Source organism: Pseudomonas sp. W2Aug9, assembly GCF_023127755.1.
Lineage (GTDB): Bacteria > Pseudomonadota > Gammaproteobacteria > Pseudomonadales > Pseudomonadaceae > Aquipseudomonas > Aquipseudomonas synxantha_A.
Map to the genome: position 1 here is coordinate 378975 of NZ_SPKL01000008.1, position 14353 is coordinate 393327.

The 14353-nt window shown below is 58.1% G+C and carries 16 protein-coding genes; 7 read left to right on the top strand and 9 right to left on the bottom strand.

The window, feature by feature from the left end:
- Positions 1-6 precede the first annotated feature (6 nt).
- The 3 genes from trpD (at position 7) to E3O56_RS06385 (ending at position 2729) form a co-directional block, all read left to right on the top strand.
- Positions 7-1056 carry an anthranilate phosphoribosyltransferase gene (gene trpD, locus E3O56_RS06375; protein WP_003194694.1) on the top strand — a complete coding sequence of 350 codons (1050 nt, stop codon included), beginning with the start codon at positions 7-9 and terminating at the stop codon, positions 1054-1056.
- Positions 1053-1889 (top strand): indole-3-glycerol phosphate synthase TrpC, encoded by an 837-nt coding sequence (gene trpC, locus E3O56_RS06380; protein WP_248127992.1) that lies wholly within the window; start codon positions 1053-1055, stop codon positions 1887-1889. Before trpD ends, trpC begins: the two co-directional genes overlap by 4 nt.
- 144 nt (positions 1890-2033) lie before the next feature.
- Positions 2034-2729: a lipoate--protein ligase family protein gene (locus tag E3O56_RS06385; RefSeq protein WP_078822469.1), complete on the top strand. Its 696-nt coding sequence runs from the start codon at positions 2034-2036 to the stop codon at positions 2727-2729.
- Here the strand turns inward: E3O56_RS06385 and crp are convergent.
- Positions 2726-3370 (bottom strand): cAMP-activated global transcriptional regulator CRP, encoded by a 645-nt coding sequence (gene crp / locus E3O56_RS06390; protein ID WP_103735280.1) that lies wholly within the window; start codon positions 3368-3370, stop codon positions 2726-2728. The genes E3O56_RS06385 and crp overlap by 4 nt on opposite strands.
- Before the next feature lie 246 nt (positions 3371-3616).
- On the opposite strand from crp, the gene E3O56_RS06395 reads away from it, so the two are divergent.
- Entirely contained in the window at positions 3617-4039 is a 423-nt protein-coding gene (locus E3O56_RS06395) for an OsmC family protein (RefSeq protein ID WP_005792019.1), read from the top strand.
- A gap of 49 nt (positions 4040-4088) precedes the next feature.
- On the opposite strand, the gene coq7 is transcribed toward E3O56_RS06395, so the two are convergent.
- From coq7 to hemJ, 6 genes are all read right to left on the bottom strand, one after another.
- Positions 4089-4736 (bottom strand): 2-polyprenyl-3-methyl-6-methoxy-1,4-benzoquinone monooxygenase, encoded by a 648-nt coding sequence (gene coq7, locus E3O56_RS06400; RefSeq protein ID WP_005792017.1) that lies wholly within the window; start codon positions 4734-4736, stop codon positions 4089-4091.
- Between the two features lie 85 nt (positions 4737-4821).
- Positions 4822-5160, bottom strand: a complete 339-nt coding sequence (locus E3O56_RS06405; RefSeq protein WP_032879203.1) for a histidine triad nucleotide-binding protein — start codon at positions 5158-5160, stop codon at positions 4822-4824.
- 45 nt (positions 5161-5205) lie between these two features.
- Positions 5206-5994 (bottom strand): SDR family oxidoreductase, encoded by a 789-nt coding sequence (locus tag E3O56_RS06410; RefSeq protein ID WP_032879204.1) that lies wholly within the window; start codon positions 5992-5994, stop codon positions 5206-5208.
- A gap of 63 nt (positions 5995-6057) precedes the next feature.
- Complete coding sequence (locus tag E3O56_RS06415) at positions 6058-7020, bottom strand: DUF805 domain-containing protein (protein ID WP_103735228.1); 963 nt, start codon at positions 7018-7020, stop codon at positions 6058-6060.
- A 68-nt stretch (positions 7021-7088) separates the two neighbouring features.
- Positions 7089-8051, bottom strand: a complete 963-nt coding sequence (locus E3O56_RS06420) for a nitronate monooxygenase family protein (RefSeq protein ID WP_005792009.1) — start codon at positions 8049-8051, stop codon at positions 7089-7091.
- 25 nt (positions 8052-8076) lie between these two features.
- Complete coding sequence (gene hemJ, locus E3O56_RS06425; protein ID WP_032879206.1) at positions 8077-8505, bottom strand: protoporphyrinogen oxidase HemJ; 429 nt, start codon at positions 8503-8505, stop codon at positions 8077-8079.
- A 134-nt stretch (positions 8506-8639) separates the two neighbouring features.
- Here hemJ and argC point away from each other — a divergent pair, with 134 nt between their 5' ends.
- Positions 8640-9674, top strand: a complete 1035-nt coding sequence (gene argC / locus E3O56_RS06430; RefSeq protein WP_103735227.1) for an N-acetyl-gamma-glutamyl-phosphate reductase — start codon at positions 8640-8642, stop codon at positions 9672-9674.
- Positions 9675-9838: 164 nt separating this feature from the next.
- Positions 9839-10189 (top strand): iron-sulfur cluster insertion protein ErpA, encoded by a 351-nt coding sequence (gene erpA, locus E3O56_RS06435; protein WP_003176443.1) that lies wholly within the window; start codon positions 9839-9841, stop codon positions 10187-10189.
- A 69-nt stretch (positions 10190-10258) separates the two neighbouring features.
- Here erpA and E3O56_RS06440 read toward each other — a convergent pair whose 3' ends face one another.
- Complete coding sequence (locus tag E3O56_RS06440) at positions 10259-11350, bottom strand: anhydro-N-acetylmuramic acid kinase (RefSeq protein ID WP_032879209.1); 1092 nt, start codon at positions 11348-11350, stop codon at positions 10259-10261.
- A gap of 3 nt (positions 11351-11353) precedes the next feature.
- The gene (locus tag E3O56_RS06445; protein ID WP_005792000.1) at positions 11354-12766 is read right to left on the bottom strand and encodes a peptidoglycan DD-metalloendopeptidase family protein; all 1413 of its coding nucleotides are present in this window, start codon (positions 12764-12766) and stop codon (positions 11354-11356) included.
- A gap of 208 nt (positions 12767-12974) precedes the next feature.
- On the opposite strand from E3O56_RS06445, the gene tyrS reads away from it, so the two are divergent.
- Positions 12975-14174, top strand: a complete 1200-nt coding sequence (gene tyrS / locus E3O56_RS06450) for a tyrosine--tRNA ligase (RefSeq protein ID WP_103735226.1) — start codon at positions 12975-12977, stop codon at positions 14172-14174.
- Positions 14175-14353: the final 179 nt, after the last annotated feature.

Here is a 14353-nt window from a genome sequence, read left to right on the forward strand (position 1 = left end):
CTTTTCATGGATATCAAGACTGCCCTGAGCCGTATCGTCGGCCATCTGGACCTGAGCACCGCTGAAATGAGCGATGTGATGCGCGAAATCATGACCGGTCAATGCACCGACGCGCAGATCGGCGCCTTTATGATGGCAATGCGCATGAAGAGCGAGAGCATCGACGAAATCGTCGGCGCGGTCTCGGTGATGCGCGAGCTGGCGGACAAGGTTGAGCTCAAGACCCTCGACGGCGTCGTCGATGTGGTCGGCACCGGCGGTGACGGTGCGAATATTTTCAACGTATCGACAGCGTCATCCTTCGTGGTGGCCGCCGCTGGTTGCACCGTTGCCAAGCACGGTAACCGCGCGGTGTCCGGCAAGAGCGGCAGTGCCGACTTGCTGGAAGCGGCCGGCATCTATCTGAATCTCACGCCTGTGCAAGTCGCGCGCTGTATCGACAGCGTTGGCATCGGCTTCATGTTTGCCCAATCTCATCACGGCGCCATGAAACACGCGGCCGGCCCGCGCAAGGACCTTGGCCTGCGTACCCTGTTCAACATGCTTGGCCCGCTTACGAATCCGGCCGGTGTGAAGCATCAGGTGGTGGGAGTGTTCAGCCAGGCGTTGTGCCGGCCGCTGGCCGAAGTCTTGCAACGCTTGGGCAGCAAGCATGTGCTGGTAGTGCATTCCAAAGACGGCCTGGACGAGTTCAGCCTGGCGGCGCCGACCTTTGTTGCAGAGCTGAAAAACGACGAGGTCACCGAATACTGGGTCGAGCCTGAAGACTTGGGCATGAAAAGCCAGAGTTTGCACGGCCTGGCAGTGGAGAGCCCGGCAGCTTCGCTGGAACTGATTCGCGATGCCCTGGGGCGTCGCAAAACCGAAAACGGCCAGAAAGCTGCGGAAATGATCGTTCTGAATGCTGGCGCGGCACTTTACGCAGCCGACCATGCCTATAGTCTTAAGGAAGGTGTCGCGTTGGCCCACGATGCGCTGCACACCGGTCTGGCTCGAGAGAAGCTCGAAGAGCTGGGTGCATTCACTGCCGTATTCAAGATGGAGAATGAGGGATGAGTGTGCCAACCGTTCTGGAAAAGATCCTGGCCCGCAAGGCCGAGGAAGTGGTCGAACGCCGCGCCCGTGTGAGCCTGGCTGAGCTTGAGGCGCAGGCTAAAACCGCTGATGCGCCGCGTGGCTTTGCCAATGCTCTGATCGCCCAGGCCAAGCTCAAGCAACCGGCAGTGATCGCCGAGGTCAAGAAAGCCTCGCCGAGCAAAGGCGTGATCCGCGAAAACTTCGTACCAGCTGAAATCGCCGTCAGCTATGAGAAGGGCGGGGCGACTTGTCTGTCTGTGTTGACCGATATCGACTACTTCCAGGGTTGCGACCTATTCCTGCAACAAGCTCGCGCGGCGTGCAAGTTGCCGGTGATCCGCAAGGATTTCATGGTTGACCCGTACCAGATCGTCGAAGCCCGTGCTCTGGGCGCCGACTGCGTATTGCTGATCGTCTCGGCGCTGGATGACGTGAAGATGGCGGAGTTGGCGGCCGTGGCCAAAAGTGTCGGCCTGGATGTGTTGGTTGAGGTGCATGACGGCGATGAGCTGGAGCGCGCATTGAAAACCCTCGACACCCCGCTGGTGGGGGTCAACAACCGTAACCTGCATACCTTTGAAGTCAGCCTGGAAAATACCCTGGATCTGTTGCCGCGTATTCCTCGCGACCGCCTGGTGATTACCGAGAGTGGCATCGTCAACCGTGCCGATGTGGAACTGATGGAAATCAGCGGCGTTTACTCATTCCTGGTGGGCGAGACATTTATGCGCGCCGAGAACCCGGGAGCAGAACTGCAGCGCCTGTTCTTTCCGGAGCGCGGTACGACGATCAGCAGTTCGACATTGGATTGATGTGAAATACGCTCGAAACTGTGGGAGCTGGCTTGCCTGCGATAGCGGCGGGTCAGCCAACCTCTGTGTAGCTGACACACCGCTATCGCAGGCAAGCCAGCTCCCATATTGGGTTTTGTGTTTATTCAGATAGGTAGGTGTTCGATGCTCCAGCCCGTGATCATGACTGTCGAAGCAGGCCTTGCCGCCGAGCAAGCCCTATTGGCAGCCGTTTGCGCGCATGAGCAGGAATTCGGGCTGCTGTTCTGGCAGCCCAGCGACCAAGCGCTGGTCATGCCGCGCCGTTTGAGCCGGCTGCCTGCCTTCGCGGCGGCGAGCCAAGTCTCGGCCGGTGCGGGTTGGCCGGTATTGCTGCGTGAAACCGGCGGTGAGCCTGTGCCGCAGTCCGGCGCCACGGTCAATATCGCCCTGGTCTATGCCCCGCCCCGTAGCGAAGGCGACCAAGGGCGCATCGAGACGGGTTATCAGCGCTTGTGCCAACCGATCTGTGATCTATTGATTGAATTGGGCGGCGATGCATCCGTCGGCGAAATTGACGGTGCCTTTTGCGACGGTCGTTACAACGTCAATCTCAATGGTCGCAAAATGGTGGGCACGGCCCAGCGTTGGCGGCAAAGCGGTGGCCGCCCGGTCGGGTTGGTGCATGGGGCGATGTTGCTGGAGAATGATCGTGAGGAGTTGATTGCGGCGGTCAACCGCTTCAATCAAGCCTGTGGCTTGGAGCAGCGGGTTCGCGCCGAGAGCCATATCGCGCTGCACGAAGCCTTTCCGGCACCGGATGCGATCAATCGGCTCGATACCTTGTACCGTCAGATGCTGGCCAGCTTCCTGCCGGTTTAACGGGTGCCGAATACCACCATCGTCTTGCCTTTGACGTGTACCAGGTTGCGCTCTTCCAAGTCCTTGAGCACGCGGCCGACCATCTCCCTCGAACAACCGACAATGCGCCCGATCTCCTGGCGGGTGATCTTGATTTGCATGCCGTCGGGATGGGTCATGGCATCGGGTTGCTTGCACAACTCCAACAGGCAACGCGCCACACGACCGGTCACATCGAAGAACGCCAGGTCGCCGACTTTGCGCGTAGTGTCGCGCAGGCGCTGGGCGATCTGGCCGCTCAGGGCATACAAGATATCCGGATCTTGCTGGGCCAATTCGCGAAATTTCGCATAGCTGATCTCGGCCACTTCGCACTCGACTTTGGTTCGGACCCAGGCGCTACGCTCCTGTTCTTTGCCTGCTTGTTCAAACAACCCCAGCTCTCCGAAGAAATCGCCGGTGTTGAGGTAGGCAATGATCATTTCGCGACCGTCTTCATCTTCGATCAGGATGGTGACTGAGCCCTTGATAATGAAGAACAGGGTTTCCGAGCGCTCGCCGGCGCAGATGATGTTGTGCTTGGCCGGATGACGCCGACGCTGACAATGCATCAACAGCTTGTCGAGGTTCTTGATCTTGGGTGTGGGAGTAAGAGCAACCATGGTTGTATCCCGAAAAGACTGCACGGTGTAAGTGGCGTTGTTTTTATCCAGCTGCATCGGCATTGATGCCGGCTGTAAGAATCATGGCAATGCGCCATTGATTTGGCGCCAGCTTACCAGACACATTCTGCCTCGATTAGCCAATTTACCGGCAAACGCAGTCATTTATCGATTTTATCCGGGGCGCTGCTGTTTCAAGGGCCTGTGCTAAGCTGGCGACCCTTTTTTAGCAGTGGAGTCTGGGCGATGAAGGCACGCATCCAATGGGCGGGCGAAGCCATGTTCCTCGGTGAGTCGGGCAGTGGCCATGTGGTGGTCATGGACGGTCCGCCGGAAGCCGGTGGCCGTAACCTGGGTGTACGCCCGATGGAAATGTTGCTGCTGGGTGTTGGCGGTTGCAGCAATTTTGATGTGGTCAGCATCTTGAAGAAGTCCCGCCAGGCAGTGGAAAGCTGCGAAGCCTTCCTGGAAGCCGAGCGCGCCACTGAAGACCCCAAGGTATTTACCAAGATCCATATGCATTTCGTGGTCAAGGGCCGGGCGTTGAAGGAAGCCCAGGTCAAGCGTGCAATCGAGCTGTCGGCCGAGAAGTATTGCTCGGCGTCGATCATGCTGGGTGCCGCGGGTGTGGCCATCACTCACGATTATGAAATCATCGAGTTGGGCTGATTGCGGTAATTGGCAAAAGAAAGGGCGCTTCGAGCGCCCTTTTTTGGGTTTAGATCCTGTAGGTACTTTTGGTCATGACCTTGGCTAAAACGCTCATGCCGAAGCGCACCGGTGCTGGAAAGCGGAAGCCGCCCGCGTCCAGCGCGCTATCTGCATGGTGTTCTTCATCGATGCGCATCTGCTCAAGGATGGCGCGGGACTTTTCATCTTCGGCCGGCAGTTGCTCAAGATGCTCATCCAGATGCTTGCACACCTGATGTTCTGTCGCGGCGACAAATCCGAGGCTGACTTTGTCGCTGATCAAACCAGCGGCGGCGCCGATACCAAATGACAAACCGTAAAACAGCGGGTTCAGCACGCTGGGGTGGCTGCCCAATTGGCGGATACGTTGTTCGCACCAGGCCAGGTGGTCGATCTCTTCCTCGGCCGCATGCTCCATCGCTGCACGTACCTGCGGCAATTTGGCAGTTAACGCCTGGCCTTGATACAGCGCCTGGGCACACACTTCGCCGGTGTGGTTGATGCGCATCAGGCCGGCGACATGGCGGGTGTCCGTTTCGCTCATCTGGGCATCGGGCTGTACGATGGCCGGTGACGGGCGGTACGGTTGGCCACTGAATGGCAACAGCGTGCGCATGGCCATATCGGCTTGCAGCAGCAGACGGTCAATCGGCGAGTAGTGACGTTGGGTAGTCATGCTGACCTCCGGGAAGAATCTCGGCGGCCAGTTTACCGCAAGAGAGGACGAAGCGTTTGCGCTGAGTCAATTTGACCCTGGGCACTCAACCCGGCGGCCAGTTCATCTGACGTTGACCCAGCACGTGCATATGGATGTGGTAGACAGTCTGCCCACCGTCTTCATTGCAGTTCATCACCACACGAAAGCCTTTTTCGCAGCCCTGTTCCACGGCCAGGCGCTGGGCGGTGAACAAAATATGGCCGGCCAGGGCTTTGTCTTCCTCGGTCAAGTCATTGAGGGTACGAATCGGCTTTTTCGGAATAACCAGAAAATGCACCGGCGCCTGTGGGGCGATATCGTGGAAGGCGAGGACTTGATCATCTTCATAGATAATCCTGGCGGGTATTTCTCGGTTGATGATCTTGGTGAACAGAGTATCCACAGCTGTTTCTCCAGGGTGAAAGTCTAGGTAAGTGTAATCAGGCGGTTAGCGTGGGCAATAGGCTTTATTGATGGCGCCGGCAATCTTGCGGGTCAGCCAGCGTGGACTGAAACGTGGGCTGAATGCCAGCCAGCGGTTGCGGCGCCCGGGAATGATGATGGCTTTGTTCTTTTCCAGCGCGCGTACGGTGTAGAGCGCGACTTCCTCCGGGCTCATTAGCTGCTGGCTGCGGTCGAGTTTTGCGGTGTCCATCTGCGCAGTGCCGAAGAACGCGGTGCGCGTAGGGCCGGGGCACAGCACTGAAACCTTGATGCCGCAGGTCTTCAGTTCTTCGCGCAAGCCCTCAGAGAAGTGCAATACATAAGCTTTGCTGGCGTAGTAGCTGCTCATCCACGGGCCTGGCTGAAAGGCGGCGATCGAAGCGACATTGAGTATCTGCCCGCCGCCTTGCAGCGCCATGGAGTTGCCGAGGGCATGGCACATACGGGTTAGCGCCAGGATGTTGACTTCGATCAGGTCTTGCTCGGTCATCCAGTCCTGGGCCAAAAATGGCCCGCTGGTGCCGATGCCTGCGCAGTTGACCAGCAGGTCGATCTGCCGCTCGCCTTCTTCGAGTTCCAGCAAAAAACCGGACAAACGCAGCGGCTCGCCCAAGTCGCAGGCACGAAACAACACCTCGACACCGAAGCGTTGGGTCAGTTCGATGGCAATGCTTTCCAGCTGATCACGTTGACGGGCCACGAGAATCAGGCTGCGGCCGCGTCGAGCCAGCGCTTCGGCCAAAGCCAGGCCGATGCCGCTGGAGGCGCCGGTGATCAGAGCGTAACGGGTCATGCCTTTCTCCATCGCAACGTCGCCTGCCTGTGACAGTGGCGTCACAGGCAGGCGGGCGTTTCTTCACTGTTGCGTAGAGTCTACAGGTTCGGCTGCGTCGTCAGCACTTTGCTCTGCGGCCTCATCAGTGATGACGCTTTGATCGGCGCCTTCATCGGAGGTCATTGAGCTGCTTTCGTAGCTGCTGTCCATGTTGGCTTCAAGTTGATCCAGGTAGCCGTTCATGCCCAGGGTCAGGCCGATGATGAGCATCAATGGAATAAACGCCAGCCACAGCGAGGCCAGGATTTTCACCGCAGTAGAGTTCGGTGGTGGCGGTGCGCCGTATTGGTTGGCACCCGCGTTCCCCGGCAATACCAGCAACAGGATAGGGAACACGCTATTGACCACTGGAACCAGGTTCAGCAAGTACAGCCAGCCAGACCAGCCCATATCGTGCAAGCGTTGCACACCGATTTGCACGCTCACGACTACCAGAGCAACAAACAGTGCGAAACCCAGTAGCGAGCCGAGGATGATGGCTATGGTTGGCGAGGCTGTCGCCACTGCGAAGCCGACGGTACTGATGATGCCTGCGGCTACCAGCAACGCGACGGTCAGCGCCAGTGTCCAGGCCAGATAACGCAGGCGACCGATGCGCCCGTGGATGGTGAAGACCTTGAGTGTGGCGAACTCCGGCAAGTCATCGCCAACCGCTGCGCGTGGCGGGGCATAAGGCGATACGGCGGCGCGGGAGAAGTCGGAGCCAGAGGAATCCGCCTCGTGGGTTTCGGCAAGGCTGAACGCCACAGGTTGTTCTGCTTCGATGCCTGCCTCGACCCCTGCGTTTTGCAGCGCCGTGAGATAGGTTTCGGCATCGGCACGGGACAGGTCGCGTTTCAGTGCAACCGTGCGCCCAGTAAAGAGCTTTTCGATCGACTCGACATCGCTTTTGAATAGCTCTGCCAGGTTCAGCTTGGCAGTGGTGCTTTCGACACCCTTGCGCAAGGCTCCGTCAAACACAATCTTGAAACGGTTGTCGCTCATGCGGGCATCCTTGTCACTTAATCAGGGAGGGTGTGCAGGCCCGTCCAATCGACGGGCCGTGCAGTGGGTCAGCGTGGCCAGCGCAGTTGCGCGGCATGCTCGCGTGCTTTGCGGTATTCGGCATCCAGGCGGGCGACGAGTTCATCGACGCTGGGTAAATCATCGATTTCACCGACGCCCTGGCCCGCTGACCATACAGTTTTCCACGCTTTGGCCTCATCACTCAATGGTTTGAGCTTGGAACCGAAATTGACTTCACCTTTGCCTTGCAGCGCGGCGAGGTCGAAACCGGCATTTTCCAGGCTCTGGCGCATAAAGCTCGCAGGTACGCCGGAGACTGCCGGAGTGTGCACGATGTCGGCGGCGCGCGACGTGAGCAGCATCTCTTTATAGGCATCTGGCGCGTGGCTTTCGGTAGTACCGATAAAGCGCGTGCCGAAATACGCCAAGTCGGCGCCCAGCAACTGGGCGGCGAGAATTTCGTGGCCGTGGTTGAGGCAACCGGCCAGCAGCAGGGTTTTATCAAAGAACTGGCGAATCTCGGCGATCAGAGCGAAGGGGCTCCAGGTGCCAGCGTGGCCACCGGCACCCGCGGCTACGGCAATCAGGCCATCGACGCCCGCCTCAGCGGCTTTCTCGGCATGTCGCCGGGTGGTGACGTCATGAAACACCAGGCCGCCGTAGCTGTGGACGGCATCGACCAGTTCCTTTACCGCGCCGAGGCTGGTGATGACGATGGGTACCTTGTGCTCTACGCAGATTGCCAGGTCTGCTTCCAACCGTGGGTTGCTGTTGTGCACGATCAGGTTCACAGCATAGGGAGCAGGGTTGTCCAACTGGGCCAAGCCCGCTTCGATTTCTTCCAGCCAGGCCCTGAAACCACTGCTTTCACGCTGGTTGAGCGCCGGGAAGCTGCCAACCACGCCATTACGACAGCAGGCCAGGACCAGTTGCGGATTGGAAATCAGAAACATCGGCGCCACCACGACGGGTAGGCGCAGATGTTGTTCCAGTAAAGCGGGCAGCGACATTGGAAGTTCCCCCGAGTAATTGAAACTAGAACGGTTTGACCACGACCAAAATTACGATAGCCAGCAATATCAGAACCGGTACTTCATTGAACCAGCGATAAAAGACATGGCTGCGGGTGTTTTCGCCACGGGCGAAGCGTTTTACCTGCGCTCCACACATATGGTGGTAGCCGATCAGCAGAACGACCAGGGTCAGTTTGGCGTGCATCCACGCGCCTGACTGGAAAATGCCGGGGTTGAGCGTCAGCATCCAGATACCGAAGACCAGTGTGGCAATCATCGCCGGTCCCATGATGCCGCGGTACAGTTTGCGCTCCATAACGCTGAAGCGCTCCTTGCTGACGCTGTCTTCGCTTTGGGCGTGGTAGACGAACAGGCGCGGCAGGTAGAACAGCCCGGCAAACCAGCAGACGATGCTGACGATGTGGAAGGCTTTGACCCATAGATAGAGCATTTTGGTTATTCCCAGGTTCACGGTAGCGAAGATAGTAGTGGCTCATGCGCCCGTACGTCACGTTGACGGTTGTCGCAGGACGATACGGCCCCTATTATCGACGGCTTTCCAGTGGGTTCGTTGAGGGCAGGTTTATGGTCAAGGTCGGTATCGTCGGCGGCACGGGTTACACCGGTGTCGAATTGCTGCGTCTGTTGGCTCAGCATCCGCAAGCTGAGGTGGCGGTCATCACTTCCCGATCCGAAGCTGGGCTGGCCGTGGCCGATATGTACCCGAACCTGCGAGGCCACTATGACGGCCTGGCGTTCAGCGTGCCGGACATCAAGACCCTGGGCGCGTGCGACGTGGTGTTCTTCGCCACGCCTCACGGTGTCGCCCATGCACTGGCCGGTGAGTTGCTGGCGGCCGGCACCAAGGTTATCGACTTGTCGGCCGACTTCCGCCTGCAGGACGCCGATGAGTGGGCCAAGTGGTACGGTCAGCCTCATGGAGCGCCGCAGTTGTTGGAGGAGGCGGTGTACGGCTTGCCGGAAGTCAATCGTGAGCAGATCAAGCAAGCACGCCTGATTGCGGTACCAGGTTGCTATCCGACGGCGACACAGTTGGGGTTCCTGCCATTGCTGGAAGCTGGCTTGGCGGATGCGTCGCGCCTGATCGCCGACTGCAAATCGGGCGTCAGCGGCGCTGGTCGTGGTGCGGCGGTGGGGTCTTTGTACTCCGAAACGTCGGAAAGCATGAAAGCCTATGCGGTAAAAGGCCATCGCCACTTGCCTGAAATCCGCCAGGGGTTGCGTCGCGCCGCGGGCAAGGATGTGGGGCTGACCTTTGTGCCGCACCTGACGCCAATGATCCGTGGGATTCACTCCACGCTTTATGCAACCGTCACTGATCGCTCGGTCGACTTGCAGGCGCTGTTTGAAAAGCGTTATGCCAATGAGCCGTTCGTCGACGTGATGCCGGCGGGCAGCCACCCGGAGACTCGTAGTGTGCGTGGTGCCAATGTGTGCCGTATCGCCGTGCATCGTCCGCAGGATGGCGACCTGGTTGTGGTGCTGTCGGTGATCGACAACCTGGTCAAAGGCGCGTCGGGCCAGGCGGTGCAGAACATGAACATCCTGTTCGGTCTGGATGAGAAGTTGGGCCTGGCCCACGCGGGGATGTTGCCTTAACGCAGTCTGGTGGTTACGCAAAAGGCCCGGTGATCGGGCCTTTCGTGTTTTTATGGCGGCTGCACAGATTGATATACCGTAACAATAGTTGACCGCTTTTCTAGGAGAAGCGGATAATGCCGGTCATTACGCATATGGCGGCGCTACGCCGGGAGATTATCAGCATGAGCGTTGAATCCTTCACCCCCACGGCTTTGCAATTCACCCACGGTGCTGCGCACAAGGTGAAGAGCCTGGTCGATGAAGAGGGTAATGATCGCTTGAAGCTGCGCGTATTTGTTACGGGCGGCGGTTGTTCAGGGTTTCAGTACGGTTTTACCTTCGATGAAGATGTGGCCGATGACGACACCATCGTCGAGCGCGAGGGCGTCAGCCTGGTCGTGGATCCGATGAGCTTCCAATACCTGGCTGGTGCCGAGGTGGATTATCAGGAAGGTCTGGAAGGTTCGCGTTTCGTGATCAAGAACCCTAATGCCACCACTACCTGTGGCTGCGGATCTTCGTTCTCGATCTGATCGGTAGCGGATACAGAAACGCCGCTTGGCTTTTATGGGCCAAGCGGCGTTTTGCTGTCTGAAGCTAGTTTAGGCCGGGTAGATGGCGCCGAGCACCCGTAACCCACGGGCGCCGGTTACGCTAGGGCGGTTGGCGGCGATGCCTTCCAGGCAGCAGTGCGCCAGCCAGGCGAAGGCCATGGCTTCGACCCAGTCCGGGTCTACCCCGTAAGTGGCTGTGCTACTGACGTGAGTAGAAGGCAATAGCGCGGTCAGCCGATTCATCAGCATCGTGTTGTGCGCGCCGCCGCCGCAGATGAGCAACGTCTCAGTGCTCGTCTGTGCGCTTTGCAGAGATTCGACGATGGTGAGAGCCGTCAGCTCCAGCAGAGTGGCCTGCACGTCTTCGGGCTCAAAGACGGGCAACGGGCTCAGGTGCTGTTGCAGCCAGGCCAGATTGAACACTTCGCGACCTGTGCTTTTGGGGCCTTTGGTCAAGAAGAACGGGTCGCTGAGCAATGCGTTGAGTAGTTGAGGCTGAACCTTGCCGCTAGCGGCCCATTGCCCGTCGCGGTCGAAGTGTTCACCGCGCTGGTGGTGAATCCACGCATCCAGAAGAACATTCCCGGGACCGCAGTCGAAACCCGCTACAGGCTTGTTCGCCTCGATGAGGCTGAGGTTGCTGAACCCGCCGATATTCAACACTGCGCGATTGCCAGTGTGCTCGCCAAACAGAGCTTCATGAAACGCAGGAACCAGAGGGGCGCCCTGGCCTCCGGCGGCAACATCACGGCTGCGGAAGTCGCTGACTACGCTGATCCCTGTCAGCTCGGTGAGCAGGGCAGGGTTGCCGATCTGCACGGTAAAGCTTCGAGCGGGTTCATGGCGGATCGTTTGCCCATGGCTGCCAATTGCGCGGATGTCCTGAGGCTTGAAGCGGTTTTGCTCCAGCAAGGCCCGGATGCCTTGCGCGGCGAGTGTTACCCACTGTTGCTGGGCGATTGCCGAGCGGGCGATTTCATCCGGGCCGCTGGCGCACAGGCTCAGCAGTTCAGCCCGCAAGGTGTCTGGCATCGGGATGTAGTGCGTGGCGATCAGCTTGATCGCCGCACCTTGCTCGATAAGGGCGATATCCAGTCCATCAAGGCTGGTTCCGGACATCACACCGATATAGAGCGGCATACCTTAACGCTTCGCCGAAGCCAGTAAGGTGGAGCGCTCTTGATCCATCCGTGCCATCAACGGCTGGCTCTGTTGCATGAAGCGTGCGCGTTCAGCCTTGGCGATCGGATCGGCCATTGGCAGTTTTTGACCCAGGGGGTCGACGTGTACGCCGTTGACCTGGAACTCATAATGCAAGTGCGGTCCGGTGGACAGGCCGGTGGTGCCGATGTAGCCGATCACTTGACCTTGCTTCACGTTGCCGCCGGTTTTGACGCCCTTGGCGAACCCTTGCATGTGGCCGTACAGCGTACGGTAAGTGTTGCCGTGCTGGATGATCACCGTATTGCCGTAACCACCCCGGCGCCCCGCCAGCAGTACCTTGCCGTCGCCCGCCGCCTTGATGGGTGTGCCACGCGGAGCGGCATAGTCCACACCCTTGTGTGCGCGAATTTTGTTCAGAATTGGATGCTTGCGGCCCATGGAGAAACGCGAGCTAATACGGGCGAAGTCCACGGGCGTACGGATGAAGGCCTTGCGCATGCTATTGCCGTCGGCCGTGTAATAGCTGCTATTGCCTTGTTTGTTTGTGTAGCGAACGGCTGTGTAGGTTTTGCCGCGGTTGGTGAAGCGCGCAGAAAGAATATTGCCAGTGCCCACCACTTTGCCGTTGGCCACTTTCTGTTCGTAGATCACATCGAATTCGTCGCCCTGGCGGATGTCCTGAGCGAAGTCGATGTCATAGCCAAATACGCTGGCCATGTCCATGGTCATGCTGTGGGACAAGCCGGCTCGGGCAGCCGATTGTGACAAGGAGCTGTTGATCACCCCGTGTACGTAGGCGGAACGCATAACCGGCTTGGTGGTGATGCGGTTGAAGGCGAAGCCTTTGGCACCTTTGCTCAGGCTGATGCTTTCCAGGTCGCTGAGGCTGGTGTGCAGGTTGTTCAACTGGCCGTCTGGCGTCAGTTCAAATTCAAGCTTCTGGCCGCGTTTGAGCTGGGTGAATTGCTTGGCTTGCTTATCGCTGGCCAGCACTTCATTCACAGCGGTGGCAGGCAGCCCAACCTTTTCGAACAGGGTGGATAGCGTGTCGCCTTTGCCCACGATGACTTCGCGATGCTGGGGATTCTTTGCGGCAGCTGCCGCAGGTGCTTCCTGGGCGGCTTGCTGGGTGTCTTCGGGAGCGCTTTCGATCTGTGCGAAAGGTGATTCAGTTGCAGTGTTTGTGGCTTGTTGGGCGTCGGAAGCGTCTTGATCTTGTGTCAGTTGTTCAACTGGGCTTTCCAGATCAAGGCTCAGGGATGTTCGTTTGGCTTCTACGTCACTGGAAGGGAATACCAGCAGTGCCAGGCTGAGAAGGGCGGCGATACCACTTGCGGCGAGCAGGTGGGTCTTCGGGTAAAGCGGCGGCGCTTTAGACGGTTCAGTGGTCATAGGTAATTTGACTTTGAAGATGAAATGGAAAAGATGAATGACATGATGAAGATGAAATAACTGTATAAAATATAACCAAATCATCTGTGGCGCAAGCTCGCGAATGCTGGGCTCGCTGAACGGTGTCCGTGCGCAGGGCAAAACTTGTAATTAGTCCCTGATCTTGTATGGTTGGTTCCCTTTTGAATCTGAGCCTTGCGGGTCTGTTATGAAGTCGGTTGAAGAGCAGCTAGCGCTGATAAAACGTGGTGCGGAAGAACTGTTGGTTGAAGCTGAGCTGATCGAAAAGCTTAAGCGTGGCCAGCCCCTGCGTATCAAGGCTGGCTTTGATCCGACTGCGCCGGATCTGCACCTGGGTCATACCGTGCTTATTAATAAGCTGCGTCAGTTCCAGGAGCTGGGCCATCAAGTCATCTTTCTTATCGGTGACTTCACGGGAATGATCGGTGATCCCAGCGGCAAGAGTGCTACGCGCCCGCCGCTGACTCGTGAGCAGGTTCTCGATAATGCCGAGACCTACAAGACCCAAGTGTTCAAGATCCTTGATCCGGCCAAGACCGAGGTGGCATTCAACTCCACCTGGATGGACAAGATGGGGCCGGCAGACTTTATTCGCCTGACCTCCCAGTACACCGTGGCACGTATGCTCGAGCGCGATGACTTCGACAAGCGCTACTCCACCAATCAGCCGATCGCGATTCATGAGTTCCTCTACCCATTGGTCCAGGGGTATGACTCGGTGGCGCTGCGTGCGGATGTTGAGTTGGGCGGTACCGATCAGAAGTTCAACCTGCTGATGGGGCGTGAGTTGCAGCGCGCATACGGTCAGGAGGCTCAGTGCATTCTGACTATGCCGTTGCTGGAAGGGTTGGATGGCGTCAAGAAGATGTCCAAGTCCCTGGGTAACTATGTCGGTATCCAGGAGGCGCCGGGCGTAATGTACGGCAAGCTGGTTTCCATTCCTGATGCGTTGATGTGGCGTTACTTCGAGCTGTTGAGCTTCCGCTCGATGGACGAAATCAATGCGTTGCGTGCGGACGTAGAGGCAGGCGCCAATCCGCGTGATGTGAAGATCAAGCTGGCTGAGGAGATTGTCGCGCGCTTCCATGGCGAAGAGGCTGCTGCCAGTGCGCATCGTGCAGCTGGTAACCGTATGAAGGATGGTGAGCTGCCGGACGATCTGCCGGAGATTGAACTGACCGCTGCCGAGGCTATGCCGATTGCGGCTGTCCTTAATAAGGCGGGCTTGGTGAAGAACTCGGCGGTCGCTCGTGATCTCTTGGGGTCGGGTGGTGTACGTATAGATGGTGAAGTGGTTGATCGCACATTTATGTATGAGCTGGGCGCCACTCACGTTTGTCAGGCGGGTAAGAAGGCGTTTGCGCGAATTACGCTCAAATCCGAATAAGTCTGAAATTAGATGTTGACGGCGAATTATATCTGTCTATAATTCGCCCCACTTCCGGCGCAGTCGAAACGGAAAACTCCTTGGTAAACAATGAGTTGCGTAGTTTTCGGCAGCAAGTTGCTTCAGTTCATCGAAGCCAAAAGGAAGTTGAAAAAGAGGTGTTGACAGCAGCGTGTAAC

What these genes read in the sequence shown, in the direction of transcription:
- trpD (WP_003194694.1), top strand. Translation starts at nt 7, where the DNA reads ATGGATATCAAGACTGCCCTGAGCCGTATCGTCGGCCATCTGGACCTG.
- trpC (WP_248127992.1), top strand. Translation starts at nt 1,053, where the DNA reads ATGAGTGTGCCAACCGTTCTGGAAAAGATCCTGGCCCGCAAGGCCGAG.
- E3O56_RS06385 (WP_078822469.1), top strand. Translation starts at nt 2,034, where the DNA reads ATGCTCCAGCCCGTGATCATGACTGTCGAAGCAGGCCTTGCCGCCGAG.
- crp (WP_103735280.1), bottom strand. Translation starts at nt 3,370, where the DNA reads ATGGTTGCTCTTACTCCCACACCCAAGATCAAGAACCTCGACAAGCTG.
- E3O56_RS06395 (WP_005792019.1), top strand. Translation starts at nt 3,617, where the DNA reads ATGAAGGCACGCATCCAATGGGCGGGCGAAGCCATGTTCCTCGGTGAG.
- coq7 (WP_005792017.1), bottom strand. Translation starts at nt 4,736, where the DNA reads ATGACTACCCAACGTCACTACTCGCCGATTGACCGTCTGCTGCTGCAA.
- E3O56_RS06410 (WP_032879204.1), bottom strand. Translation starts at nt 5,994, where the DNA reads ATGACCCGTTACGCTCTGATCACCGGCGCCTCCAGCGGCATCGGCCTG.
- E3O56_RS06415 (WP_103735228.1), bottom strand. Translation starts at nt 7,020, where the DNA reads ATGAGCGACAACCGTTTCAAGATTGTGTTTGACGGAGCCTTGCGCAAG.
- E3O56_RS06420 (WP_005792009.1), bottom strand. Translation starts at nt 8,051, where the DNA reads ATGTCGCTGCCCGCTTTACTGGAACAACATCTGCGCCTACCCGTCGTG.
- hemJ (WP_032879206.1), bottom strand. Translation starts at nt 8,505, where the DNA reads ATGCTCTATCTATGGGTCAAAGCCTTCCACATCGTCAGCATCGTCTGC.
- argC (WP_103735227.1), top strand. Translation starts at nt 8,640, where the DNA reads ATGGTCAAGGTCGGTATCGTCGGCGGCACGGGTTACACCGGTGTCGAA.
- erpA (WP_003176443.1), top strand. Translation starts at nt 9,839, where the DNA reads ATGAGCGTTGAATCCTTCACCCCCACGGCTTTGCAATTCACCCACGGT.
- E3O56_RS06440 (WP_032879209.1), bottom strand. Translation starts at nt 11,350, where the DNA reads ATGCCGCTCTATATCGGTGTGATGTCCGGAACCAGCCTTGATGGACTG.
- E3O56_RS06445 (WP_005792000.1), bottom strand. Translation starts at nt 12,766, where the DNA reads ATGACCACTGAACCGTCTAAAGCGCCGCCGCTTTACCCGAAGACCCAC.
- tyrS (WP_103735226.1), top strand. Translation starts at nt 12,975, where the DNA reads ATGAAGTCGGTTGAAGAGCAGCTAGCGCTGATAAAACGTGGTGCGGAA.